The organism is Luteimonas fraxinea (assembly GCF_021233355.1).
Lineage (GTDB): Bacteria > Pseudomonadota > Gammaproteobacteria > Xanthomonadales > Xanthomonadaceae > Luteimonas > Luteimonas fraxinea.
In genome coordinates, this window is sequence record NZ_CP089507.1 from 351,647 (window position 1) to 371,585 (window position 19,939).

A 19,939-nucleotide genomic window follows, 5' to 3' on the forward strand; every position below is an offset into this window, starting at 1 on the left:
GTGGACGGCGTCGCTGTCAGCCCAGTCCGCGGCCCACTAGACTCGTGCGATGCACACGATTTCCGAAGACCTGACGATCCGCGATTGCAATGCGGCCGATACCGTGGCCCGCGATGCCCTGATCACCCGCGCGTTTCTTGACGCGCCGCACTCCAATGGGACGGAGGCCGCGATTGCTGCGGCACTGGATTCCCGCGGCATGGCGTCGGTCTCTCTGCTCGCCCTGCGTGCTGGTGTGGTGGTCGGCTGCGTGTTGACGTCACCGGTGACCCTGTCCGACGGCACGACCGGCTGGCACGGGCTTGGACCGATCGCAGTCGAGCCGACCCTGCAGGGACAGGGTATCGGCGTCGCACTGATGGACGCGGCGCTGGCGCGTCTGCGTGCCGAAGACGCTGCCGGCTGTGTGGTGCTCGGTGATCCCGCCTACTACGGCCACTTCGGCTTCATCGCGGATGCGCGGCTCGCATTTCCGGGGGTGCCGCCGGAATACTTCCAGAGTCTGTCGTTCAGCGACGCGATGCCCGAAGCGATCGTGCGCTACGACGTCGCATTCGACGCGAGCTGAAAGACAGGCGCGACTGGACTTGGTTCAAAGCCGCGAGAACGACCAGGACTGCATGCGCCCGTCGCGGTAGGGCATCACGCCGTGGAACGCGCGCGGGTCGGTGTCGAACACCAGCGGCAGGAACTGGCGGTCGCCTTCCCACAGCGGCAGATCGAGGATGCGGTCGACGTCGACCCACTCCAGCGTGCCTTCCGGATTCGAGGTCATCGGCGTGCCCTCGAACGCCTCGATGACGAACAGGAAGCCCAGCCAGTCCTCGCCATGCTTGCCGAAGCCGGGCCAGCTGATCGTGCCGCGTAGCGTCATCGCCTCGCAGGTGATGCCGGCCTCTTCCATGATCTCGCGGCGCATGCCGGCGACGACGTCCTCATCCGGTTCGACCTTGCCGCCGAGGCCGTTGTACTTGCCGAGGTGATGATCGCCGGGCCGCGCATTGCGATGGATCATCAGCACCTGGCGGCGGTCGGGCGAAAGCACGTAGCCGAGGGTGGCGACGATCGGGGTGTAGGGCATGAGAAACGGCGTCGAAGATTGCGGAAGCCGGCGATTGTAACGAGGCGGCGATCAGATCCCGGTGGCTGTCGCAGATCCCCTGCCTGTTCGTCCCGGCGCACGCGGGGACCCATCTTGCTTTCCCCCTTGCTGGAGGACACGGCAAGAAATGGATCCCGGCGTTCGCCGGATGACGGCATCCGTTTGCGATATGACGGGACGGAAGATGCGTCAGCCGCGCATCGCGCGCATGCGATCCAGCACCGACTTCAGCGCCAGCGGCCGCACCGGCTTGGGCAGGAGTGACAGACCGGTGGCAAGCGCATCGCTGCGCACCGCGCCGGTGTCGTCGGCGCTGACGATCAGCGTCGGGCGCTCGCCGAAGCGCGCGGCGAGTCGTGTGTGCAGCGCAATGCCCGTGTCGCCATCGTCGAGGTGGTAATCGAACACCCACAGGTCGGCCGGCATCTGCGTCAGCGCATGCCCGGCCGCATCGCCATCGGCGACCGCGTCGACACTGCAGCCCCAGCCCCGCAACAGCGTCGCCAGTGCCGCCAGCGCTGCGGGATCGTTGTCGACGACCAGCACGCGCGCGCCGGCGAGTCCCGCGCGGATCGGCAGCGGCGCGGCGCGATCGGCATGCGCACCGGCGACCGCGATCGAGAACGCCGTGCCATGCCCGATGCGGCTGCGCAGCGCGATCGGCGCCTGCAGCAGATGCGCGATGCGGTCCGCGATCGCCAGGCCCAGCCCGAGTCCCTGCCCCGCTGCGCCTTCGCCGCGCCGGAACTCCTCGAAGATCACCGCCTGCTGCGCGTCCGGAATGCCGGGCCCTGTGTCGTGCACTTCGATACGCACGTGTCCATCTACGCGCCGTACGCCGATCAGCACGCCGCCGCGCTGCGTGTAGCGCACTGCATTGCCGAGGAAGTTCTGCAGCACGCGGCGCAACAGCTGCGGATCACTGTCGACCCAAGCACGGCTGCGCACGTAGCGGAAGGTCAGCCCGCGCGCGGCCGCGAGCGCGGCGAATTCGGAAGCCAGCGGTTCGAGCACCTCGGCCAGCGGAAATGCGCGCGGCTGCGGCACCAGACCGCCGGCCTCTAGCCGCGACATGTCGAACAGGCCGGTCAGCAGATCGCTGGTCGAATCCAGCGCGCCGCGGATCTGCCGCAGGCGGGGTTCCACGTCGCCGGGCAGTTGCTGCGACAGCGCATCGGTGAACAGCTGCGCGGCATGCAGCGGCTGCATCAGATCGTGACCGACGGCGGTCAGGAAGCGGGTCTTGGCGAGGTTCGCGCGCTCAGCCTCGCGACGCGCCTGGTCGAGACTGTCGGTGCGTTCGGCGACGCGCTGCTCCAATGTCTCGTTCGACAGCCGCAATGCATGTTCGGTCCGGCGAAACGCTGTGACGTCGGTGAACGTCGCGACGAAGCCGCCGCCCGGCATCGTGTTGCCCCGGATCTCGATGACCTGGCCGCCTGCCAGCCGGCGCTCGGCAACATAGGGCGTGCCGGCGCGCATGTGCCGCAGGCGCTTGTCGACCTCGGCTTCGACATCGACCGCGCCGATCAGGCCACTGCCGACGTTGTGCCGCACCAGCGCCGCGACTTCGACGCCCACGCGCAGCAGCGATGCCGGATAGCCGAACAGTTCGGCGTAGCGCGCGTTCCAAGCGACCAGCCGCAGCTTGTCGTCGACGACGCTGATGCCCTGCGTCATGTTCTCCAGCGCCGCTTCGAGCACGCGCTGGTTGAAGCGCAGGTCCTGCGAGGCCTCGCCGACGATCGCCGCGACTGTGTCGAAATCAGGGCCGGCATCTCGACGCGCGGCGTCGAGCAACAGACGCGCGGATGCTGCGCCGAGCACCGCCGACAGTTCGCGTTCCATCCGCGCCTGTACGCGCCGCGGGACGGGTCCCTGCGCCGGCGCGTCCTGCAGCAGTTCGTCGACGCGCGCGCTCGACAGGAAGCGCCGGCCGGCGCTCGCCAGGGTCTGCCGACTCGCACCGGGACGCCGCCGCCGCGCGGCCGCGTCGTCAGGCGAATGGCGCAGCGACAGCAGCAGGGTCAGCGCCACGCCGACGAACAGGCTCGCGCCCACCGCGCGACCCAGACGGCTCCAGCCGGTCAGCCCGAACAGGCCATCGGGCGACAACCACGCGAGCGCGGCCGGCCAGGCCTGCAGCCACGTCGGCGCGTCGCCCGCGAGCATCGGCACCAGCATCACCCAAGCCCACGCGGCGAACGCGGCGAGTACGCCGACCAGCGCGGCGAGCGGCGGCGTCTGCGGGCGCAGCACCGCGAAGCCGAGCGCGGGCACCAGCGTGGCCAGCGCCGAGAACGAGACCGCGCCGACATCGGCGAGCGCGTCGTTGCCGCTGACCATGCGGCTGTAGATCCAGCCCAGCAGCATGATCGCGACGATCACCCCACGCCGCAGCATCAGCAGCGCGCCCCGATGATCGTCGCCGTCGCCGCGCGACCACGCGCCGCGCAGCAGGCCCGGCGCGAACCAGTGGTTGCCGATCATCAGGCTCAGCGTCAGCGTGCTGACGATGACCATTCCGGTCGCCGCGCTCAGGCCGCCGAGAAACACCACCAGCGCGAGCCCCTCCTGCCCCATCGCCAGCGGCAGCGCGAGCGCGTACATGTCCGACGACACCGAATCGCCGAGCAGGGCACTGCCCGCGCGTGCGAGCGGCAGCATCGGCAGGGCGATCAGCAGCAGGTAAAGCGGGAAACGCCAGCGCGCCGCGCGCACGTGCGATTCGTCGCGACACTCGACGACACCGACATGGAACTGGTGCGGCATGATGAACATCGCTGCTGCGCCCAGCAGCACCAAAGGCACGAAACCGCTGGCGCTACCGACCACCGGCGTCACGACCGCGGACGATGCAAGTTCTGGCAGACCCCGCAATCCGAACCAGACGAACAGGCCCAGCGCGAGCATCGCCGCGAGCTTGAACACCGACTCGAACGCCATCGCCAGCACAAGGCCTCGGTTGTGCCCCGCGGCGCTCGCGCGGCGCGTGCCGAACAGCATCGTGAACAGCGCCATCGCCAGCGCGACGTAGAGCGCGCTGTCCTGCCACGGCGCGACTGCGCCGGCCTGCGCCTGCGGATGGCCGAGCAGCGTCGCGTAGCTCATCGCCACCGCTTTGAGCTGCAGTGCGATGTAGGGCACCAGACCCAGGGCGACGACCAGCGTGACCGTCGCCGCGAGCCAGGCATCGCGCCCGAGCCGCGAGGCGATCAGATCGGCCAGGGATGTCGCATTGCTGTCGCGCGCCAGCCGCACCAGACGCAGCAGCACCGGCCACGCCAGCAGATGGAACAGGATCGCGCCGAGAAACGTCGGCGGCAGTGGCCAGCCGTAACGCGCAGCCTGCGTGACCGTGCCGTAGAAGGTCCACGAGGTGCAGTGCACCGCGAGCGACAGCACGTAGATATGCCGCCAGCGCGCACCGAGCGCATCGGGGTGCCGCTCGCCATAGACCGCAGCGGCGAACATCGCGGCCAGCCACAGGCCGACCGCGGCGACGACGACGCCGACACTCAACATGCCGTGTTCCTGATGCGCGTTGTCGATGCCGCAATCACGGCGTGGCGTCCCCTCGATCCGCCGGCGAGCATAGCGCAGCGCGAGCCCTGGCCCGGACGCACGAAGGCCGCCCGCAGGCGGCCTCCGCTTCCATCAATCACGTCAGAACCGCGACGCGTCAGAAGTTGTAGCGCACCGACACATACCAGTTGCGCGGCCAGCCGTAGTACGCGGTCTGGATGTTGCCGACGCTGGCGAACTCCTGGCCTTCGACCTTGTAGGTCTTGTCGGTCAGGTTGCGCACACCGGCGCGCACCTGCCACACGTACTGCGGCGAATCCCACACGCCGTAGGCGCCGACCAGGGTGTAGGCGTCCTGGCTGAGGTTGACGCGGTTGTCGACCGACAGCCAGGTGTCGCTGCGATACGACACGTCGGCGCCGACGCTAACCTGACCGCCGTTGGCGAGCGGGAAGCCGTGCTGCAGGGCCACGCGCGCGGTCCATTCCGGCGAGAACGGCACGTGGTCGTGATTGACGTTCGGATCGAAGCCCGGATACGACGGGTCGAGACGGAAATCCTCGAAGGACTTGTACTGCGCGTCGAGATAACCGACCTGTGCGCTCAGCGTCGTGGTCTCACCCAGCAGCGCGCTGCCCTCGAACTCGATGCCCTTGATCTCGAGCTCCGCGGCGTTGAGCACGGGGAACGTGCCGACGTCCTGCGACACGCGGGCCTGGAAATCCTTGTACTCGCTCCAGAACGCCGCGACGCTGCCGCGCAGGCGGTTGTCGGACGAATTGCCCTTCACGCCCACTTCGTAGGTCCAGACGAACTCCGGATCGAAGTCCGGCGCCGCCGCGTCAGTGCGCGTATTGGCGCGGCCGTTGAAGCCGCCCGACTTGAAGCCGCGGTTCGCCGACACGTAGCCCATCAGATTGTCGGAGAACGCCTTCTGCAGGCTCACCGACGGCGTCCACGCGGTCCAGCTCTTCTTCGCGCTGAAGGCGACGGTCTCGTTGAGCGCGCTCAGCGGTGCACCCCAGAACGTGCTGGTGCTGCGGTCGTAGTCCTTGGTGTCGCTGGTCCAGCGCAGGCCGGCGGCGAGCTTCCAGGTCGGCACGAACTCCCAGTTCGCATGCGCGAACGCGGCGATGCTCTCGGTGCTCAGATCGTCGGCGATCGTGCGCAGGAACGGCACGCGCGTGCCGGCGAACGAGAACAGATCGTCGGCATAGGCTTCCTGGTAGGACGGCACGTCTTCCTTCATGTAGTACGCGCCGAACGTGGTCTGCAGGTTGCTCCCGTTGTCGTACTGCAGCTGGAATTCCTGGCTGAACTGGTTCTGGTCCAGCGCGACCAGCACGTCGCCGAGTTCGAACTCGGACGCGTCGATGTCGATGAAGGAATGCGTCTCCAACTCGCGGTACGAGGTGATGCTCTTGAACAGCAGCGCATCACTCAGATCCCACTCGGCCGCCAGCGATACGCCCGAATGCTTCAGCTCCTGACCCTGGTCGGGGCGGAACGAGGTGCGCGCGGTGAAATCGAACTCGCCGGTCGGTGCAGGCAGCAGCGTGACTGGACCGAGCACGAGATCGGTGCGGCGCAGTGGCGCGGTTGGCTGGCCAAGCGAGAGCGCGGCGTCCTGCTTCGTGTGATCGATCGACAGCGTCGCGCGGAAATCGTCGGTCGGCTGGAACGCGATCTTGGCGCGGAGCGCGCGCGTGTCGTCGTCGTTGTAGTGCTTGCCGCTGACGCGGTCGCGGATGAAGCCGTCGTGGTTGAGCCACGCGCCGGCGAAGCTCGCCGCCACGGTCTCGCTGAGCTTGCCGGAGACGTAGAAACGGCCTTCGGCACGGCCGTGGTCGCCGCCGGTCAGTTCGACCGCGCCACCGCTGTCGTCGAAGGGATTCTTGGTCGTGACCTTGATCGCGCCGCCGGTCGAGTTCTTGCCGTACAGCGTGCCCTGCGGGCCGCGCAGCACTTCGACCTGCTGTACGTCGAACAGCGAGAACAGCGCGCCGTTGATGCGCGAGTAGTAGACATCGTCGACGTACAGGCCCACGCCCGGATCGAAGGTCTGCAGCGCGTCCGGCTGGCCGATGCCGCGGATGAAGGCGTTGACGCTGTTGGCCGAACCGCGGCCCTGCACGATGTTGAGGTTGGGCACGGCGCCCTGCAGGCCGTCGATGTTGTTGGCCTGCAGGTCTTTGAGCTGTTCCTCGCCGAAGGCACTGACCGCGACCGGCACGTCCTGGATCGATTCGCTGCGGCGACGCGCGGTGACGGTGATCGCATCGAGCGTGGTGGCGGAGCTGCCGGTCTGCGTCTGCGGCGCCGGTTCGGCGGCCTGCTGCGCATGGACGGCGGGCACGGAAAGTCCCAGACCCACGGCCAGACTCAGGGCGGTATGCCGGATGGTGTTGCGCTTCATTGTGTCCCCTCCCACGGGTCGCATTCGTGCGGCACGGTGCCGCCCGAACGCAAGACTAGGGAGTGACGGCGGCGCGCGGCATCGTACCTTCGGACAATGGCCGCCGATGCGCGGCGACGCCGACACTGCGCCCCATCTGGCCCGCGGGCCGCGGGTGGTGTGGGGCGACATGGACTTTCTGATCGTACTGGGCGCGCTGGTGTTCCTGATGGTGGTCGCCTATCGCGGCTACAGCGTGATCCTGTTCGCGCCGATCGCCGCACTCGGCGCTGTGTTGCTGACTGACCCGACGCTCGTCGCGCCGATGTTCACCGGACTCTTCATGGACAAGATGGTCGGCTTCCTGAAGCTGTATTTCCCGGTGTTCCTGCTCGGCGCGGTGTTCGGCAAGGTCATCGAGCTGTCGGGCTTCTCGAAATCCATCGTCGCCGCGACCATCCGGCTGTTCGGGCCGAAGCAGGCAATGCTGTCGATCGTCGTGGTCTGCGCGCTGCTGACCTACGGCGGCGTGTCGCTGTTCGTCGTGGTGTTCGCGGTGTACCCGTTCGCCTCCGAGCTGTTCCGCCAGAGCGACATTCCCAAGCGCCTGATCCCGGGCACGATCGCGCTCGGCGCGTTCACCTTCACCATGGACGCCCTGCCCGGCACGCCGCAGATCCAGAACATCATCCCGACCTCGTTCTTCGGCACCGATGCCTGGGCGGCGCCGGTGCTGGGCACGATCGGCGGCGTCTTCATTCTCGCCGTCGGCATGACGTATCTGGAGTGGCGCCGCCGCGCGGCGCTGCGTGCCGGCGAAGGCTACGGCGATCCCGCGACGCTGCTCAACGAACCCGCGCCGTTCGCCGGCGGAGCGCTCGCCAATCCGCTGATCGCGCTGCTGCCGCTGGTGCTGGTCGGCGTGAGCAACATCGTGTTCACCCGCTGGATTCCGACCTTCTACGGCGAGACTCATAGTTTCCTGCCGAGCGTGCTCGGCGACCCGGCGCCGGTTGTGCAGGAAGTCTCGCGGATCGCCGCGATCTGGGCCGTCCAGGGCGCGCTGCTGGTCGGCATTCTCACCGTGTTGGCGTTCGCATGGAAGCCGGTGCTGACGAGCTTCGCCGAGGGCACCAAGACCGCGATCAACGGCGCTTTGCTGGCCTCCATGAACACCGCGTCCGAGTACGGCTTTGGCGCGGTCATCGCCGCGCTGCCGGGCTTCCTGCTGGTGACGCGCGGCCTGGGCACGATCTCCGACCCGCTGGTCAACGAAGCCGTCACCGTGACCGCGCTTGCCGGCATCACCGGCTCGGCCTCGGGCGGCATGGGCATCGCGCTCGCCGCGATGTCGGAGACCTTCATCGCCAATGCGAACGCGGCCGGCATTCCGATGGAAGTCCTGCATCGCGTCGCATCGATGGCCTCTGGCGGCATGGACACGCTGCCGCACAACGGCGCAGTGATCACCCTGCTCGCCGTGACCGGCCTGACCCATCGCCAGGCCTACAAGGACATCTTCGCGATCACCCTGATCAAGACACTCGCGGTGTTCGTGATCATCGGCCTGTTCTACGCGACGGGCTGGGTCTGAAGGCCCGCGTCAGCGCTGCTGACGCGCGAACTGCAGGATTGCCTGCAACGGCAGTGCGCCGGATTGGCGCGCAACCTCGCGACCACCGGCGAACAGCACCAGCGTCGGGATGCTCCGGATATGGAAGCGGCCGCCGAGTACCGGCTCGGCTTCGGTATCGACCTTGGCCAGCACGATCCGCGGCGCGAGCTGCGCGGCTGCCTGCTCGAACGCAGGCGCCATCGACAGGCACGGCCCACACCACGGCGCCCAGAAGTCGACCAGAAGCGGCAGATCCGACTGCAGTGCATGCGCGTCGAAAGTGCCCGCGGTCAAGGTGATCGGGTGCGCCGGCAGCAGGACGGACTGGCACTTGCCGCAGGTCGGCGCATCCGCCAGCCGCGCATACGGCACGCGGTTGCGGATGTGGCATTGCGGACAGGCGACGATGGCGGAATCGGTCATGGTGTTCTCCCTTCCTGCGCAGCGTGCACGCACGCGCGTCGACACGCGGGCAAGATGTCAGTCCGCGTCAGGCAGCAGCCGCGAGATGAGCGCTTCGTAGAGATCGGGCAGCGCATCGAGATCCGCGACGCGGATGTGTTCGTTGACCTGGTGGATGCTGGCGTTGACCGGCCCGATCTCGATGCACTGCGCGCCGAGTGGCGCGATGAAGCGCGCATCCGAGGTGCCCCCGCCGGTGCTTTCCTCGGGCGGTGCGCCGGCGAACGTCGTCAGCACCTCGCGCGCGGCCGCGCGAAGCGGGCCTTCGGGCGTGTAGAACGGTTCGCCGCTGCGATGCCAGGCCAACGTGTAGTCGAGTGCATGGCGATCCAGCAAAACCGCGATCTCCGCTTCCAGCTTCGGCGCATCCCAGTGCGGCGTGTAGCGCAGGTTGAACTGCACGGTGGCGGTGCCGGGAATCACATTGGTCGCGCCGGTGCCGGCGGCGATGTTGCTGATCTGCAGGCTGGTCGGCGGAAAGGATTCGAAGCCGTCGTCCCAGCGCCGCGCGACGAGTTCGGCCAGCGCCGGTGCCGCGTCGTGGATCGGATTGCGCGCCTTGTCTGGATAAGCCACATGTCCCTGCACGCCGCGTACGGTCAACGTGGCCGACAGGCTGCCGCGCCGGCCGACGCGCAGCAGATCGCCGAGCGTCGATGTCGACGAAGGCTCACCGGTGATGCACCAGTCGATGTGCGTACCGCGCTCTTCGAACGTCCGCGCGACGCGGCGCACGCCGTCGATCGCATCGCCTTCTTCGTCCGACGTCTGCAGCAACGCGAGCGTGCCGGTGTGCTCGGGATGCGCGGCGACGAAGCGCTCCGCTGCGACGACGAACGCCGCGACACCGCCCTTCATGTCCGCCGCGCCGCGGCCGTACAGCACACCGTCGCGGATCTCCGGTTTGAAGGGATCCGACGTCCACGCCTCGACCGGCCCGCTCGGCACGACATCGGTGTGGCCCAGCAACACCAGCACCGGTGCGCCCTGCCCGTGTGTGGCCCAGAGATTGTCGACATCGCCGTGGCGCATCGATTCGATCGAAAAACCCGCGGCCTGCAGCCGCGCGGCGATCAGCGCCTGGCAGCCGGCATCATCGGGCGTGACCGACTTGCGTGCGATCAGGTCACGGGTGAGGTCGAGGACGTCGCTCATGACGACAGTGCTCCGGAAGCTACGATGCCCGCCATCGTAACGGGCACCGCGCGCGCTCAGTCGATGTTGAAGCGCTTCTTGAAGCCGTTGTCGCTGAAACCCTGGCTGATCTCACCGTCATCGGTCACCACCAGCGGGCGCCTTATCAGCTGCGGATACTCGCGCAGCAGCAGCTTCCATTCCGCATCGCTGGCCGCGGCCTTGCGGTTATCCGGCAGCTGCCGCCAGGTCGTCGAGGACTTGTTGACCATCGCCTCGAAGCCGCCCAGCTTGCCGGCCCACTCGACCAGCGTCTCCGGCGTCGGCTTCGTATCCCGGTAATCGACGAAGGTGTGCGCGACGCCGAAGCGGTCGAGCCACTTGGTCGCCTTCCTGCAGGTGTCGCAGTTCTTGAGGCCGTAGACGGTGGTGGTCATGCGCTCAGTCCGCCAGACCACGCAGCAGATCGTTAACGCTGGTCTTGCTGCGGGTCTTCTCGTCGACCTGCTTGACGATCACCGCGCAGTACAGCGAATGCGAACCGTCCTGGGCCGGCAGCTGGCCGGAGACGACGACGCTGCCCGGCGGTACGTAGCCGTAGCTGACTTCGCCGGTCGCGCGGTTGTAGATACGGGTCGACTGGCCGAGGAACACGCCCATGCCGATGACGCTGCGGTGGCCGACGACGACGCCTTCGACGACTTCCGAACGCGCGCCGATGAAGCAGTGGTCTTCGATGATCGTCGGACTGGCCTGCAGCGGTTCCAGCACGCCGCCGATACCGGCGCCGCCCGACAGATGCACGTGCTTGCCGATCTGCGCGCAGGAGCCGACGGTCGCCCAGGTATCGACCATCGTGCCTTCACCGACGTACGCGCCGATGTTGACGAAGCTCGGCATCAGCACGACGTCGCGGCCGAAATAGGTGCCACGGCGCACGGCCGCACCCGGCACTACGCGCACGCCGGCGGCCTTGAACTTGGCTTCGTCGTAGCCGGCGAAACGCGGCTCCACCTTGTCCCAGAACGGCGCAGGCTGCGCGTCGACGACGGCCATGTCGTTGGTGCGGAAATACAGCAGCACCGCCTTCTTCAACCACTCGTTGACCTGCCAGCCGCCGTTGCCATCGGGCTGGGCGACGCGCAGCTCACCCGATTCCAGGCCCTGCATCGCCTGCTCGATAGCCGGTTTGACGGCATCGCCGATCTCGGCGGCGGACAATTCGGCGCGACGCGCGAACGCATCTTCGATGGTGCTCTGCAGGGCTTGGGTCATGACGGGACTTCGTGGGGGAAAAACGGGACGTTATCGTGCCACGTCGCCATCGATCGAGGCGAGCAGCGCGAGGCGCAAGGCGTCCTGCGCGTCGTCGTCGAGCAGGCGACCGGCGCTGTCGCTCAGCCGGAACACGTCCTCGACGCGTTCGCCGAACGTCGCCACGCGTGCATCGTGCACGCGCACGCCGTGCTGCCGCAGCTCGTGGGCGACATCGGCCAGCAGGCCGGGACGATCGGTGCAGACGAGACTGAAGACCGTGTGCCTGCCATCGGCGCTGGTATTGAATTCGATGCGCGGTGGCACGCGGAAATGCCGAAGGTGCCGTGGCTGCGCGCGACGTGCCGGGCGCAGATCCAGCGAACCGGTCAGCACCGTGGTGAGCTTGCGTTCGATCGAGGCAAGCTCGAGGCTCTGCCGCGTGTCCGCCGGCAGCACCTGGAACACGTCGAAGATCGTGCCGCCCGGCCCGTCCAGCGCGCGCGCCTGCTGGATCACCAGACCCAGCCGGTCGAGGGTGATGACGATGGCCGAGAACAGCCCATCGCGATCGGGCGAATGCACGAAAACTTCCAGCGCCTGGGCGCCTGCGGCAAGCCGGCGCACGCGCACCACGACATCGCCGTCGACGGTGTCACGCAGGCCCAGCGCCTGCCAGACCACCTGGTCGGCGCGACCGCGCAGGAAACTCTCCTGCGGAATGCGGGTGAACAGCGCATCGGCTTCAGTATCATTGACGCCGTGCGCCGAAAGCAGACCGCGCGCGCGATCGCGCGCTTCGGCGATGCGCTCGACGGCGGCCACCGGATTCTCGAGACCACGCCGCAACGCCAGCCGCGTCGCGCTGCGCAGGTCGGTCAGCAACCGATCCTTCCATGCGTTCCACAGCTTGGGCGAGGTGCCGGCAATGTCGGCGCAGGTCAGCAGGTAGAGGTAGTCGAGGCGCTCACGATCGGCGACCTCGGTGGCGAACTTGTGGATCACCGCCGGATCGGAAATGTCGAGCTTCTGCGCGCTGGTCGACATCAGCAGGTGCCGCTTGACCAGCCATTCGACGAGCGCGGTGTCCGGCTCGCCGAGGCCGTGGCCTTCGCAGAACTCGCGCGCATCGACTGCGCCGAGTTCGGAATGGTCACCGCCGCGGCCCTTGGCGATGTCGTGGAACAGGCCGGCGATCAACAGCAGTTCCGGCTTGCGCAGTTGCGGCCAGACTTCGTGCGCGCTGGAGAAACGCTCGTCCGGCGCCTCGGACGCGAAGCTGGCGATATTGCGCAGCACCGCGAGCGTGTGCTGGTCGACCGTGTAGACGTGGAACAGGTCGAACTGCATGCGCCCGGTCACGTTCGCGAACTCGGGAATCCACACACCCAGTACGCCCAGACGCGCCATGCGCTCGAGCGTGCGCACCGGAATCGGACCGCGCAGCAGGCCGAGAAACTGCTCGCGCAATCCGGTCGATGCGTTGCGCCACGACGGCAGCGCATGCAGCGATTCGGCCAGCGCGCGCGCGGTCTGCGAGTGCAGGCCGCGCAGTTCCTGGTGATCGGCCCACATCGCGAACAGGTCGAACACGCGGGCGATGTCACCGCCAGGCCACACGTCGTCGCGTGCGACCAGATAGCCGCGCTGGCTGCCGAACTCGGCATCGAGCGGCTGCAGCGTGCCCTCGCCTTCGATCTGTTCCTCGAATCGCTGCAGCATGCGTTCGCTGATCCGCTGCACCACCGAGGCGCTGCGGTAGAACTCCTGCATCATCTTCTCGACAAGCGGATTGTCCGCGGCCTCTACATGATGCAGCCGCGCGGCCAGCGCCTTCTGGTAGTCGAAACGCAGACGTTCTTCGGCCTTGCCGGCCACCAGATGCAGGCCGAAGCGCAGCCGCGACAGCGTGCGGCGTTCGCGCTCGAGCGTCGCGTGTTCGTCCACGCCGAGCTGGCCCAGCGCGATCAGTTCCTCGGTGCCGTAGACGCCCAGCACGCGCCGCGCCATCCAGCGCAGGTTGTGCACGTCGCGCAGGCCGCCGGGGCCGTCCTTGATGTTGGGTTCGAGGTTATCGGCGGTATCGCCGAAGCGCGCGTGGCGCATCTCGAGTTCACGGCGCTTGGCGTGGAAGAAATCATCCGCCGGCCAGACCTTCGTATCGGCGATCGCGTCCATCAGCGCGCGCACCTCGCCGATGTTGGCCAGCAGCGGGCGCGCTTCCAACAGCGCGGTCAACACAGTCACATCGTCGGCGGCGCGCGTGCACTCTTCGAAACTGCGCACCGCGTGACCGACCGGCAATCCGAAGTCCCACAGCAGCGCGAGCATGCGGCCCAGTGCTTCGGCATGTTCGGCCTGCGCGTCGGACGTGGCGATGACCAGCAGATCGATATCGGAATGCGGAAACAGTTCGCCGCGGCCGTACCCGCCGACCGCGAACAGCGCCAGCGGTGCGTCGCCGGGAATGCAGCGCGCCCAGGCCTTGCGCACCCAGCCATCGACGGCGTTGGCACGCGCGGCGAGCAGACGGTCGATGTGCTGGCCGGCGTCGAAGCCCTGCGCCAGACGCGCATCGTGGGCGGCAAGCGCGGCACGCGCCTCCGCCACCCATGCCATGTCGTCGCTGTCGGCGCCGGGGACCTGGGGGGCGGTGCGCTCGCCCACGTCAGAGAGGCGCGTTGTCGAGAAACGGGTCGTTGTCGTCGCCCGGGATGCGGGTCAGCACGTCCACGCCGTCGGCGGTGACCGCGACCGTGTGCTCCCACTGCGCGGACAGCTTCCGGTCCTTGGTGACCACGGTCCAGCCATCGGGCAGCACCTTGGTGAAGCGCGTGCCCTCGTTGATCATCGGCTCGATCGTGAAGGTCATGCCTTCCTTGAGCACGACGCCGGCGCCCGGCGTGCCGTAATGCAGCACCTGCGGTTCGTCGTGATAGACCTTGCCGATGCCGTGGCCGCAGTACTCGCGCACCACGCTGAAACGTTCGGCCTCGGCGTACTTCTGGATCGCGTGACCGACATCGCCGAGCGTCGCGCCCGGCTTCACTTCACGGATGCCGCGCCACATCGCCTCGCGCGTCACCTCGACCAGACGCCGCGCCATCACCGACGGCGTACCGACGAAATACATGCGGCTGGTATCGCCGTGCCAGCCGTCCTTGATGACGGTGACATCGATATTGATGATGTCGCCTTCCTTGAGGACCTTGGCGTCGTTGGGAATGCCGTGGCAGATGACGTTGTTGGCCGAGATGCACGTCGTCTTGGGATAGCCCTTGTAGCCGACGTTGGCCGGAATCGCGCCCTGCACCCGGATGATGTGGTCGTAGCAGATGCGGTCCAGTTCCTCGGTCGTCACGCCCGGCTTCACATGCGGGGCGACGATCTGCAGCACCTCGGCGGCCAGCCGGCCGGCCGCGCGCATCTTCTCGATTTCTTCGGGCGTCTTGGTGTGGATACTCATGCCGGCATTATCGCCGAATTCGTTCTGGACGGAATGATCGGCGGGCAAACGGCGGCCATCTCCCACGCCGGCGCCGGAATCGCCGACTTCAAAAAACGAAACGACGCGTTCTGAGAATTATCTGAAAGCGCCGTATTCACAGGTCGCTTCACAGACGTGGTTCCGGGCGTGTCTCCACACTGTCGGACATGGTCATTCGACCAGCCGCTGCTCCGGTACTGCATCGCACGCACTTTTCATGCATGCGGAGCCCGGACTCGCCAACATCGCCCGGAGACGCCTGATGACCCCGCACCGCTTGCTCGCTTCTCTTGCCCTGCTCGCCGCTTCCTGCCTTGCGCTGCCCGCCGCCGCGCAGTCCACGAGTACGACGTTCCAGGTACGGATCTCGATCAGCAGCGTCTGTGCGTTCACCGCGCCCGGCGCGACGGACGTGGATTTCGGCGCGCAGCCCTCGACGGCGCTCAATGTCGACGCCGATGGCGCACTCACGGTCACCTGCACGCCCGGCACCGCCTACAACATCGCGCTCGATGCAGGCCAGAGCCCCGGCGCCGGCGGCATCGAGGCCCGCAACATGAGCAATGGCACCGCCGCGCTCGTGCCCTATCAGCTGTTCCGCGATGCGGGCCGTTTGCTCATCTGGGGCGACACGGTCGGCACGAATACCGTCGCCAACACCGGCACGGGTACAGCGCAGACGATCCCGGTCTACGGACGCGTACTCAGCGCGAACCAGCCCGCCGGCAGCTACCTCGACATCGTGACCGCCACGGTCGTCTATTGAGCCCGATGATCGGGCTCCGCGACGCACGTCGCGTCCACGCATGGCTGCTGGTGCTGGGATTGCTGCTGGGCGCGTCTTCGATCGCGTCAGCCGCCAGCCTGCAGGTCGCGCCGACGCGAATCACGATCGAGGTCGAACGCGGCGCCGAAGGACTCACGCTCAGCAACAGTGGCACCGAGATCGTGCACGTGCAGGTGCGCGCGTTCCGCTGGTGGCAGGAGAACGGGGAAGACATGCTGGAGCCGGCAGAGGATCTGGTCGTCAGCCCCCCGATGCTGCAGTTGGGCACGGGGGCCGAGCAGCTGATCCGTATCGTGCATACCGGCTCGCCACCACCCGCGGGCGGCGAGAAAACCTATCGCGTCGTCGTCGACGAACTGCCGGTCGACAGTGCGGGGCCCCGTGGCCCGGGCTTGCGGTTCGCGCTGCGCTACTCGATCCCCGTCTTCATCCTCGAATCTGCAGAGGCGCCGCCGGCGCCGCAGCTGCAGACACGCTTCGTTGAAAGCGCCTCCGGCGCGGCGATCGAAATCCGCAACACCGGATCCGGCAGTGCGCAGTTCGCGGATCTGGTGGTGATCGACCCGCGCGGCCGTCGACACGTCGTGGCGCAGGGACTCGCGGGTTACGTGTTGCCAGGTCAGCAGCGACAGTGGCCGCTGCCGCGCGGCGCGACGGCCGAAGGTCGCATCAAGGCGAAGCTCAATGGCGAGCCGCAGGCGCGTGCGCTGGCACCGGATCGCTGATGTGCTGCTGCTGGGCGTGATCGCGACGCCGGCGTGGGCAAACGGCGGACTCGCCGCGTTGCCCGCGCATGCGCTGGATCGCCCGTCCGCCATCCAGCCTGATGCAGACATTGCACTGCGGCTCGCCGTGACGCTCAACCAGACACCGCAATCGCGATTGCTCCCGTTCGTGTCGCGCGCCGGACGTCTGCACGCCGATGCCGGGACGCTGCGGGCGATGGGCTTCTCGCTGGCAGCGTCGAATACGACGGGTCTGCTGCCGCTCGACGCGATCCCCGGCGCGCAGGTGCGTTACGACAGCGCCACGCAGCACGTGTCGATCGACGCGCCGCTTTCGCAACTCACGCTCGACACGACGCGGATCGGCCAACCATCCGACGATCCCGGACCCGTCGCCGCGGACAGCAGCCCGGGCGTCCTGCTCAACTACGACGTCTACGCCAGCGATGCCCGCGATGGCTCGCAACTCAGCGCCGGCACCGAGCTGCGCGTGTTCGGCATCGGAACTGGCGTACTCAGCAACACGGCGCTGCTGCGCACCTGGCAGGCGCGCAGCCCTGACGAAGATCAAAACAGCCGCTGGCAGCGCGACAGCGTCCGACTGGACACGCGTTGGGACTTCGCGTTTCCCGCCTCGGCGGTTTCGGTCACGGTGGGCGACACGCTGACCGGCTTTCTCGACTGGAGCCGGCCCGTGCGCATCGGCGGCCTGCAGATCGGACGCAACTTCGCGCTGCAGCCCTATCGCATCACGACGCCAACGCCCGCTTTTCTCGGCGAAGTCGCGGTCCCGTCGGCCGTCGAGCTCTACGTCAACGGCCTGCGCCAGTACCAGGGCCAGTTGCCGACCGGCCCGTTCGAAATGACGACACTGCCCGGCATCAGCGGCGCCGGCACTGCCCAGGTCGTGATCACCGATGCGTTCGGACGCAGTCGCACGCTCGATTTTCCGTTCTATGCAACCCAGCGGCTGCTGGCCGCAGGACTGTCGGACTGGTCACTGGCGGCCGGCCGCGTGCGCCAGGACTACGGCCTGCGCTCGTTCGCCTATTACCCGGATACCGTGGCCAGCGCGAATCTGCGCTACGGCGCCAACGACCGCCTCACCCTGGAAGCACACGCTGAAGGCGGCGGCGGGCTGCGCAATGCGGGTATTGGCGGCGCCTGGCTGCTGGGCATGGCCGGCGTGCTCAGCGGTTCTCACGTCCGTAGCCAGTTGGGCGATCGCGCCGGTGGGCAGACCACTTTCGCCTACAGCTGGCAGCCCCGCCCTCTGAACCTGTCGCTCGACAGCCAGCGTACGCATGGCGACTACCGTGATGTCGCATCGCTGTATGGCCCGCTGCCGCCTCTGCGCACAGATCGCGCGTTAGTCGGCTATCTCAGCCAGAGCGCCGGCAGTTTCAACCTCAGCTACCTGCGCCTGGACCAGGCCGACCCCGACGTCGCGCCCGCCCGGTACGCCGGTGCGTTCTGGAGCCGCACCTTCGAACGCGGCTGGTCCGCGAGCGTCAGCCTCAACCAGAATCTCGACGCGGGCGCGGACCGCAGTCTTTCTGTGGGCGTACTGGTGCCGCTGGGTCGCGATCGTCAGCTCAGCGTCGCCGCGCAACGCCAGCCCGAAGGACAGGACCTGCTGATGGATGTGTCGCGCCCGATCCCCGGCGACGGCGGTTTCGGCTGGCGGGTGCAAGGTCGCGCGGGCGATGGCGGCGGCGGACTGGCCGAAGTCGGCTGGCTCCGGGAGCATGGTCGTCTGCTGCTGGGCGCCGGTCGTTTCGGGGATCGGCGCCAGACCTATGCCCAGGCCGACGGCGCACTCGTGTGGATGGGCGGCGGCCTGTTTCCGTCGCGCCGCGTCGACGATGCATTCGCCGTCGTCACTACGGATGGATTCGCCGACGTCCCAGTGCGGCTCGAAAACCGCACGATCGGTCGCACGGATGCGCGCGGCCGGCTGCTGGTTACGCCATTGCGCGCGTGGCAGCGCAACCAGCTCGGGCTCGACCCGATGACATTGCCAGCCGACGTGCGCATCGACGACGTGTCCCTGAGCGCCACACCGAGCGATCGCGCCGGCACCACGGTCGGCTTCCAGTTGCGTCGCGTCCGGGCCGCTTTGCTGGTGCTGCACGACAGCCACGATGCGCCTCTGCCGATGGGCGCAACGGTCACCGGTCACGCGGATGTCGACGGCGTCAGCGCGATCGTCGGCTACGACGGCGAGGCCTACGTGGAGGGCCTCACCGAGGACAACCGCCTGCGTGTCCGCACCGATGCAGGCGACTGTGTGGTCGACTTCCGCATGCCCGGCGCGGCAACCGCGACCATTCCCCGCATCGGCGCACTGCGCTGCCTGCCGGCCCCGGAGGCGCAATGATCCGTCACCTTGGCCTGTGCCTGCTGTTGCTCGCCGCTTTCTGGGTGACGCCGACCGCCAAGGCCGCAACTGTCTGCACGGCGACCAGCACGCCGATGATCTTCCCGCAGGCAGGCCCCACCCAGGTCGACAGCAATGCCGTGGTCACGGTGACCTGCAATACCTTCGGACTGTCGTTGCTGGCGACTGCCCGTGTGCGCATGTGTCTGAACCTCGATGGCGGCAGCGTCGCACCCGCGCAGATCGTGCCCAGGCGGATGCAGAACAGCTTCGGCGATCCATTGAACTTCCAGCTGTACAGCAACCCGGCCCATACCGTGATCTGGGGCGGCAGCGCGGCGCCTGGCGTCCCTGCCGCTGTGCAGATCGATCTGGAATACGGCGTGCCCGTACTCGGCGGCGCGGGCACCGCGACGACGACGATCTACGGACGGGTCCCCGCCCAGAGCGGCCTGGCCGCGGGTACGTTCACCAACAGCTTCGCCGCTGCGAATGCGGTGCTCACCTATCGCTACAGCGAGGCGTTGCTGGCGACGCCCCCGTGGCCGACAAGCTGCCTGGCAGGCGGCAACGGCGGCGCGAGCACCGGATTCCCGTTCACCGCCAGCGCCCCGGTCGCCAGCCGTTGCACAATCTCGACCGCGACGGATCTCGACTTCGGCAATGTGCCCGGTGCGATTGCAACCAATCGCGACCAGACCTCGGCGGTGACCTTCACCTGCACAGGGCGGACAGCCTGGAACGTCGGCCTCGACAATGGCATCCATGCTGCGGGCACGACGCGACGCATGCGTCTGGGCACGAGCGCCAACTATGTCCGCTACGAGCTGTATCGCGATGCCGGGCACAGCCAGCGCTGGGGTACGACAGCCGGCACTGACACCGCATCGGGCACAGGTAGCGGCGGCGCGCAGACGGTCACGGTCCAAGGCCGTGTGCCAGCCGGGCAGATGGTGCCCGCAGGCACCTACGCCGATACCGTCACGGTCACGATCACCTACTGAGAAGCGCGACCCGCGCCGGCGAGCGCCTCGATTGCCTCCCGCAGGCCGGCGGCGTATCATCGGCGGCTG

16 protein-coding genes are annotated in these 19,939 nt (G+C 67.9%); 7 read left to right on the top strand and 9 right to left on the bottom strand.

The window, feature by feature from the left end; translation table 11 throughout:
* The first annotated feature begins 49 nt into the window (after positions 1–49).
* The gene (locus LU699_RS01540; protein WP_232138183.1) at positions 50–568 is read left to right on the top strand and encodes a GNAT family N-acetyltransferase; all 519 of its coding nucleotides are present in this window, start codon (positions 50–52) and stop codon (positions 566–568) included.
* A 24-nt stretch (positions 569–592) separates the two neighbouring features.
* Here the strand turns inward: LU699_RS01540 and LU699_RS01545 are convergent, their stop codons facing one another.
* The 3 genes from LU699_RS01545 to LU699_RS01555 form a co-directional block, all read right to left on the bottom strand.
* Complete coding sequence (locus LU699_RS01545) at positions 593–1,081, bottom strand: NUDIX hydrolase (RefSeq protein WP_232138184.1); 489 nt, start codon at positions 1,079–1,081, stop codon at positions 593–595.
* A 210-nt stretch (positions 1,082–1,291) separates the two neighbouring features.
* Positions 1,292–4,627 (bottom strand): hybrid sensor histidine kinase/response regulator, encoded by a 3,336-nt coding sequence (locus LU699_RS01550; RefSeq protein ID WP_232138185.1) that lies wholly within the window; start codon positions 4,625–4,627, stop codon positions 1,292–1,294.
* Between the two features lie 157 nt (positions 4,628–4,784).
* Positions 4,785–7,043 carry a TonB-dependent receptor gene (locus tag LU699_RS01555; protein ID WP_232138186.1) on the bottom strand — a complete coding sequence of 753 codons (2,259 nt, stop codon included), beginning with the start codon at positions 7,041–7,043 and terminating at the stop codon, positions 4,785–4,787.
* Positions 7,044–7,149: 106 nt separating this feature from the next.
* On the opposite strand from LU699_RS01555, the gene LU699_RS01560 reads away from it, so the two are divergent.
* Positions 7,150–8,616, top strand: coding sequence for a GntP family permease (locus LU699_RS01560; protein WP_232580458.1), 1,467 nt, complete (start codon positions 7,150–7,152; stop codon positions 8,614–8,616).
* Positions 8,617–8,625: 9 nt separating this feature from the next.
* Here the strand turns inward: LU699_RS01560 and trxC are convergent, their stop codons facing one another.
* Genes trxC through map form a run of 6 tightly spaced genes read right to left on the bottom strand, consistent with a single transcriptional unit; the run spans position 8,626 to position 14,953 of the window.
* Positions 8,626–9,060, bottom strand: coding sequence for a thioredoxin TrxC (trxC, locus tag LU699_RS01565; protein ID WP_232138188.1), 435 nt, complete (start codon positions 9,058–9,060; stop codon positions 8,626–8,628).
* Between the two features lie 57 nt (positions 9,061–9,117).
* Positions 9,118–10,254, bottom strand: coding sequence for a succinyl-diaminopimelate desuccinylase (gene dapE / locus LU699_RS01570; protein ID WP_232138189.1), 1,137 nt, complete (start codon positions 10,252–10,254; stop codon positions 9,118–9,120).
* A 56-nt stretch (positions 10,255–10,310) separates the two neighbouring features.
* Positions 10,311–10,670, bottom strand: coding sequence for a Spx/MgsR family RNA polymerase-binding regulatory protein (locus tag LU699_RS01575; protein WP_232138190.1), 360 nt, complete (start codon positions 10,668–10,670; stop codon positions 10,311–10,313).
* Between the two features lie 4 nt (positions 10,671–10,674).
* Positions 10,675–11,508 carry a 2,3,4,5-tetrahydropyridine-2,6-dicarboxylate N-succinyltransferase gene (dapD, locus tag LU699_RS01580; RefSeq protein WP_232580459.1) on the bottom strand — a complete coding sequence of 278 codons (834 nt, stop codon included), beginning with the start codon at positions 11,506–11,508 and terminating at the stop codon, positions 10,675–10,677.
* 30 nt (positions 11,509–11,538) lie between these two features.
* The gene (gene glnD / locus LU699_RS01585) at positions 11,539–14,106 is read right to left on the bottom strand and encodes a [protein-PII] uridylyltransferase (RefSeq protein WP_232138193.1); all 2,568 of its coding nucleotides are present in this window, start codon (positions 14,104–14,106) and stop codon (positions 11,539–11,541) included.
* A 49-nt stretch (positions 14,107–14,155) separates the two neighbouring features.
* Positions 14,156–14,953 carry a type I methionyl aminopeptidase gene (map, locus tag LU699_RS01590; protein WP_232580460.1) on the bottom strand — a complete coding sequence of 266 codons (798 nt, stop codon included), beginning with the start codon at positions 14,951–14,953 and terminating at the stop codon, positions 14,156–14,158.
* Between map and LU699_RS18295 the strand changes: the two genes are divergently transcribed.
* The 5 genes from LU699_RS18295 (at position 14,942) to LU699_RS01610 (ending at position 19,870) form a co-directional block, all read left to right on the top strand.
* On the top strand, positions 14,942–15,067 hold the full coding sequence (locus LU699_RS18295; RefSeq protein ID WP_268738835.1) for a hypothetical protein: 126 nt from the start codon (positions 14,942–14,944) through the stop codon (positions 15,065–15,067). The two genes, map and LU699_RS18295, sit on opposite strands and share 12 nt — an antisense overlap.
* Before the next feature lie 169 nt (positions 15,068–15,236).
* Positions 15,237–15,740: a Csu type fimbrial protein gene (locus tag LU699_RS01595; RefSeq protein ID WP_232138195.1), complete on the top strand. Its 504-nt coding sequence runs from the start codon at positions 15,237–15,239 to the stop codon at positions 15,738–15,740.
* A 5-nt stretch (positions 15,741–15,745) separates the two neighbouring features.
* A complete protein-coding gene (locus LU699_RS01600) occupies positions 15,746–16,486 on the top strand; it encodes a fimbrial biogenesis chaperone (protein ID WP_232138196.1) in 741 nt (246 codons plus the stop codon).
* Position 16,487: 1 nt separating this feature from the next.
* Positions 16,488–18,866: a fimbria/pilus outer membrane usher protein gene (locus LU699_RS01605; protein ID WP_425491654.1), complete on the top strand. Its 2,379-nt coding sequence runs from the start codon at positions 16,488–16,490 to the stop codon at positions 18,864–18,866.
* A complete protein-coding gene (locus tag LU699_RS01610; RefSeq protein WP_232138198.1) occupies positions 18,863–19,870 on the top strand; it encodes a Csu type fimbrial protein in 1,008 nt (335 codons plus the stop codon). Before LU699_RS01605 ends, LU699_RS01610 begins: the two co-directional genes overlap by 4 nt.
* Positions 19,871–19,939 lie beyond the last annotated feature (69 nt).

Bases quoted from the DNA above. Each gene is read 5' to 3' on its own strand.
- LU699_RS01600 (WP_232138196.1), top strand. From the start codon at position 15,746: ATGATCGGGCTCCGCGACGCACGTCGCGTCCACGCATGGCTGCTGGTG.
- LU699_RS01550 (WP_232138185.1), bottom strand. From the start codon at position 4,627: ATGTTGAGTGTCGGCGTCGTCGTCGCCGCGGTCGGCCTGTGGCTGGCC.
- LU699_RS01595 (WP_232138195.1), top strand. From the start codon at position 15,237: ATGACCCCGCACCGCTTGCTCGCTTCTCTTGCCCTGCTCGCCGCTTCC.
- LU699_RS01545 (WP_232138184.1), bottom strand. From the start codon at position 1,081: ATGCCCTACACCCCGATCGTCGCCACCCTCGGCTACGTGCTTTCGCCC.
- LU699_RS01610 (WP_232138198.1), top strand. From the start codon at position 18,863: ATGATCCGTCACCTTGGCCTGTGCCTGCTGTTGCTCGCCGCTTTCTGG.
- LU699_RS01555 (WP_232138186.1), bottom strand. From the start codon at position 7,043: ATGAAGCGCAACACCATCCGGCATACCGCCCTGAGTCTGGCCGTGGGT.
- dapD (WP_232580459.1), bottom strand. From the start codon at position 11,508: ATGACCCAAGCCCTGCAGAGCACCATCGAAGATGCGTTCGCGCGTCGC.
- LU699_RS01560 (WP_232580458.1), top strand. From the start codon at position 7,150: ATGCGCGGCGACGCCGACACTGCGCCCCATCTGGCCCGCGGGCCGCGG.
- glnD (WP_232138193.1), bottom strand. From the start codon at position 14,106: ATGGCATGGGTGGCGGAGGCGCGTGCCGCGCTTGCCGCCCACGATGCG.
- map (WP_232580460.1), bottom strand. From the start codon at position 14,953: ATGAGTATCCACACCAAGACGCCCGAAGAAATCGAGAAGATGCGCGCG.
- LU699_RS01540 (WP_232138183.1), top strand. From the start codon at position 50: ATGCACACGATTTCCGAAGACCTGACGATCCGCGATTGCAATGCGGCC.
- dapE (WP_232138189.1), bottom strand. From the start codon at position 10,254: ATGAGCGACGTCCTCGACCTCACCCGTGACCTGATCGCACGCAAGTCG.
- LU699_RS01575 (WP_232138190.1), bottom strand. From the start codon at position 10,670: ATGACCACCACCGTCTACGGCCTCAAGAACTGCGACACCTGCAGGAAG.
- trxC (WP_232138188.1), bottom strand. From the start codon at position 9,060: ATGACCGATTCCGCCATCGTCGCCTGTCCGCAATGCCACATCCGCAAC.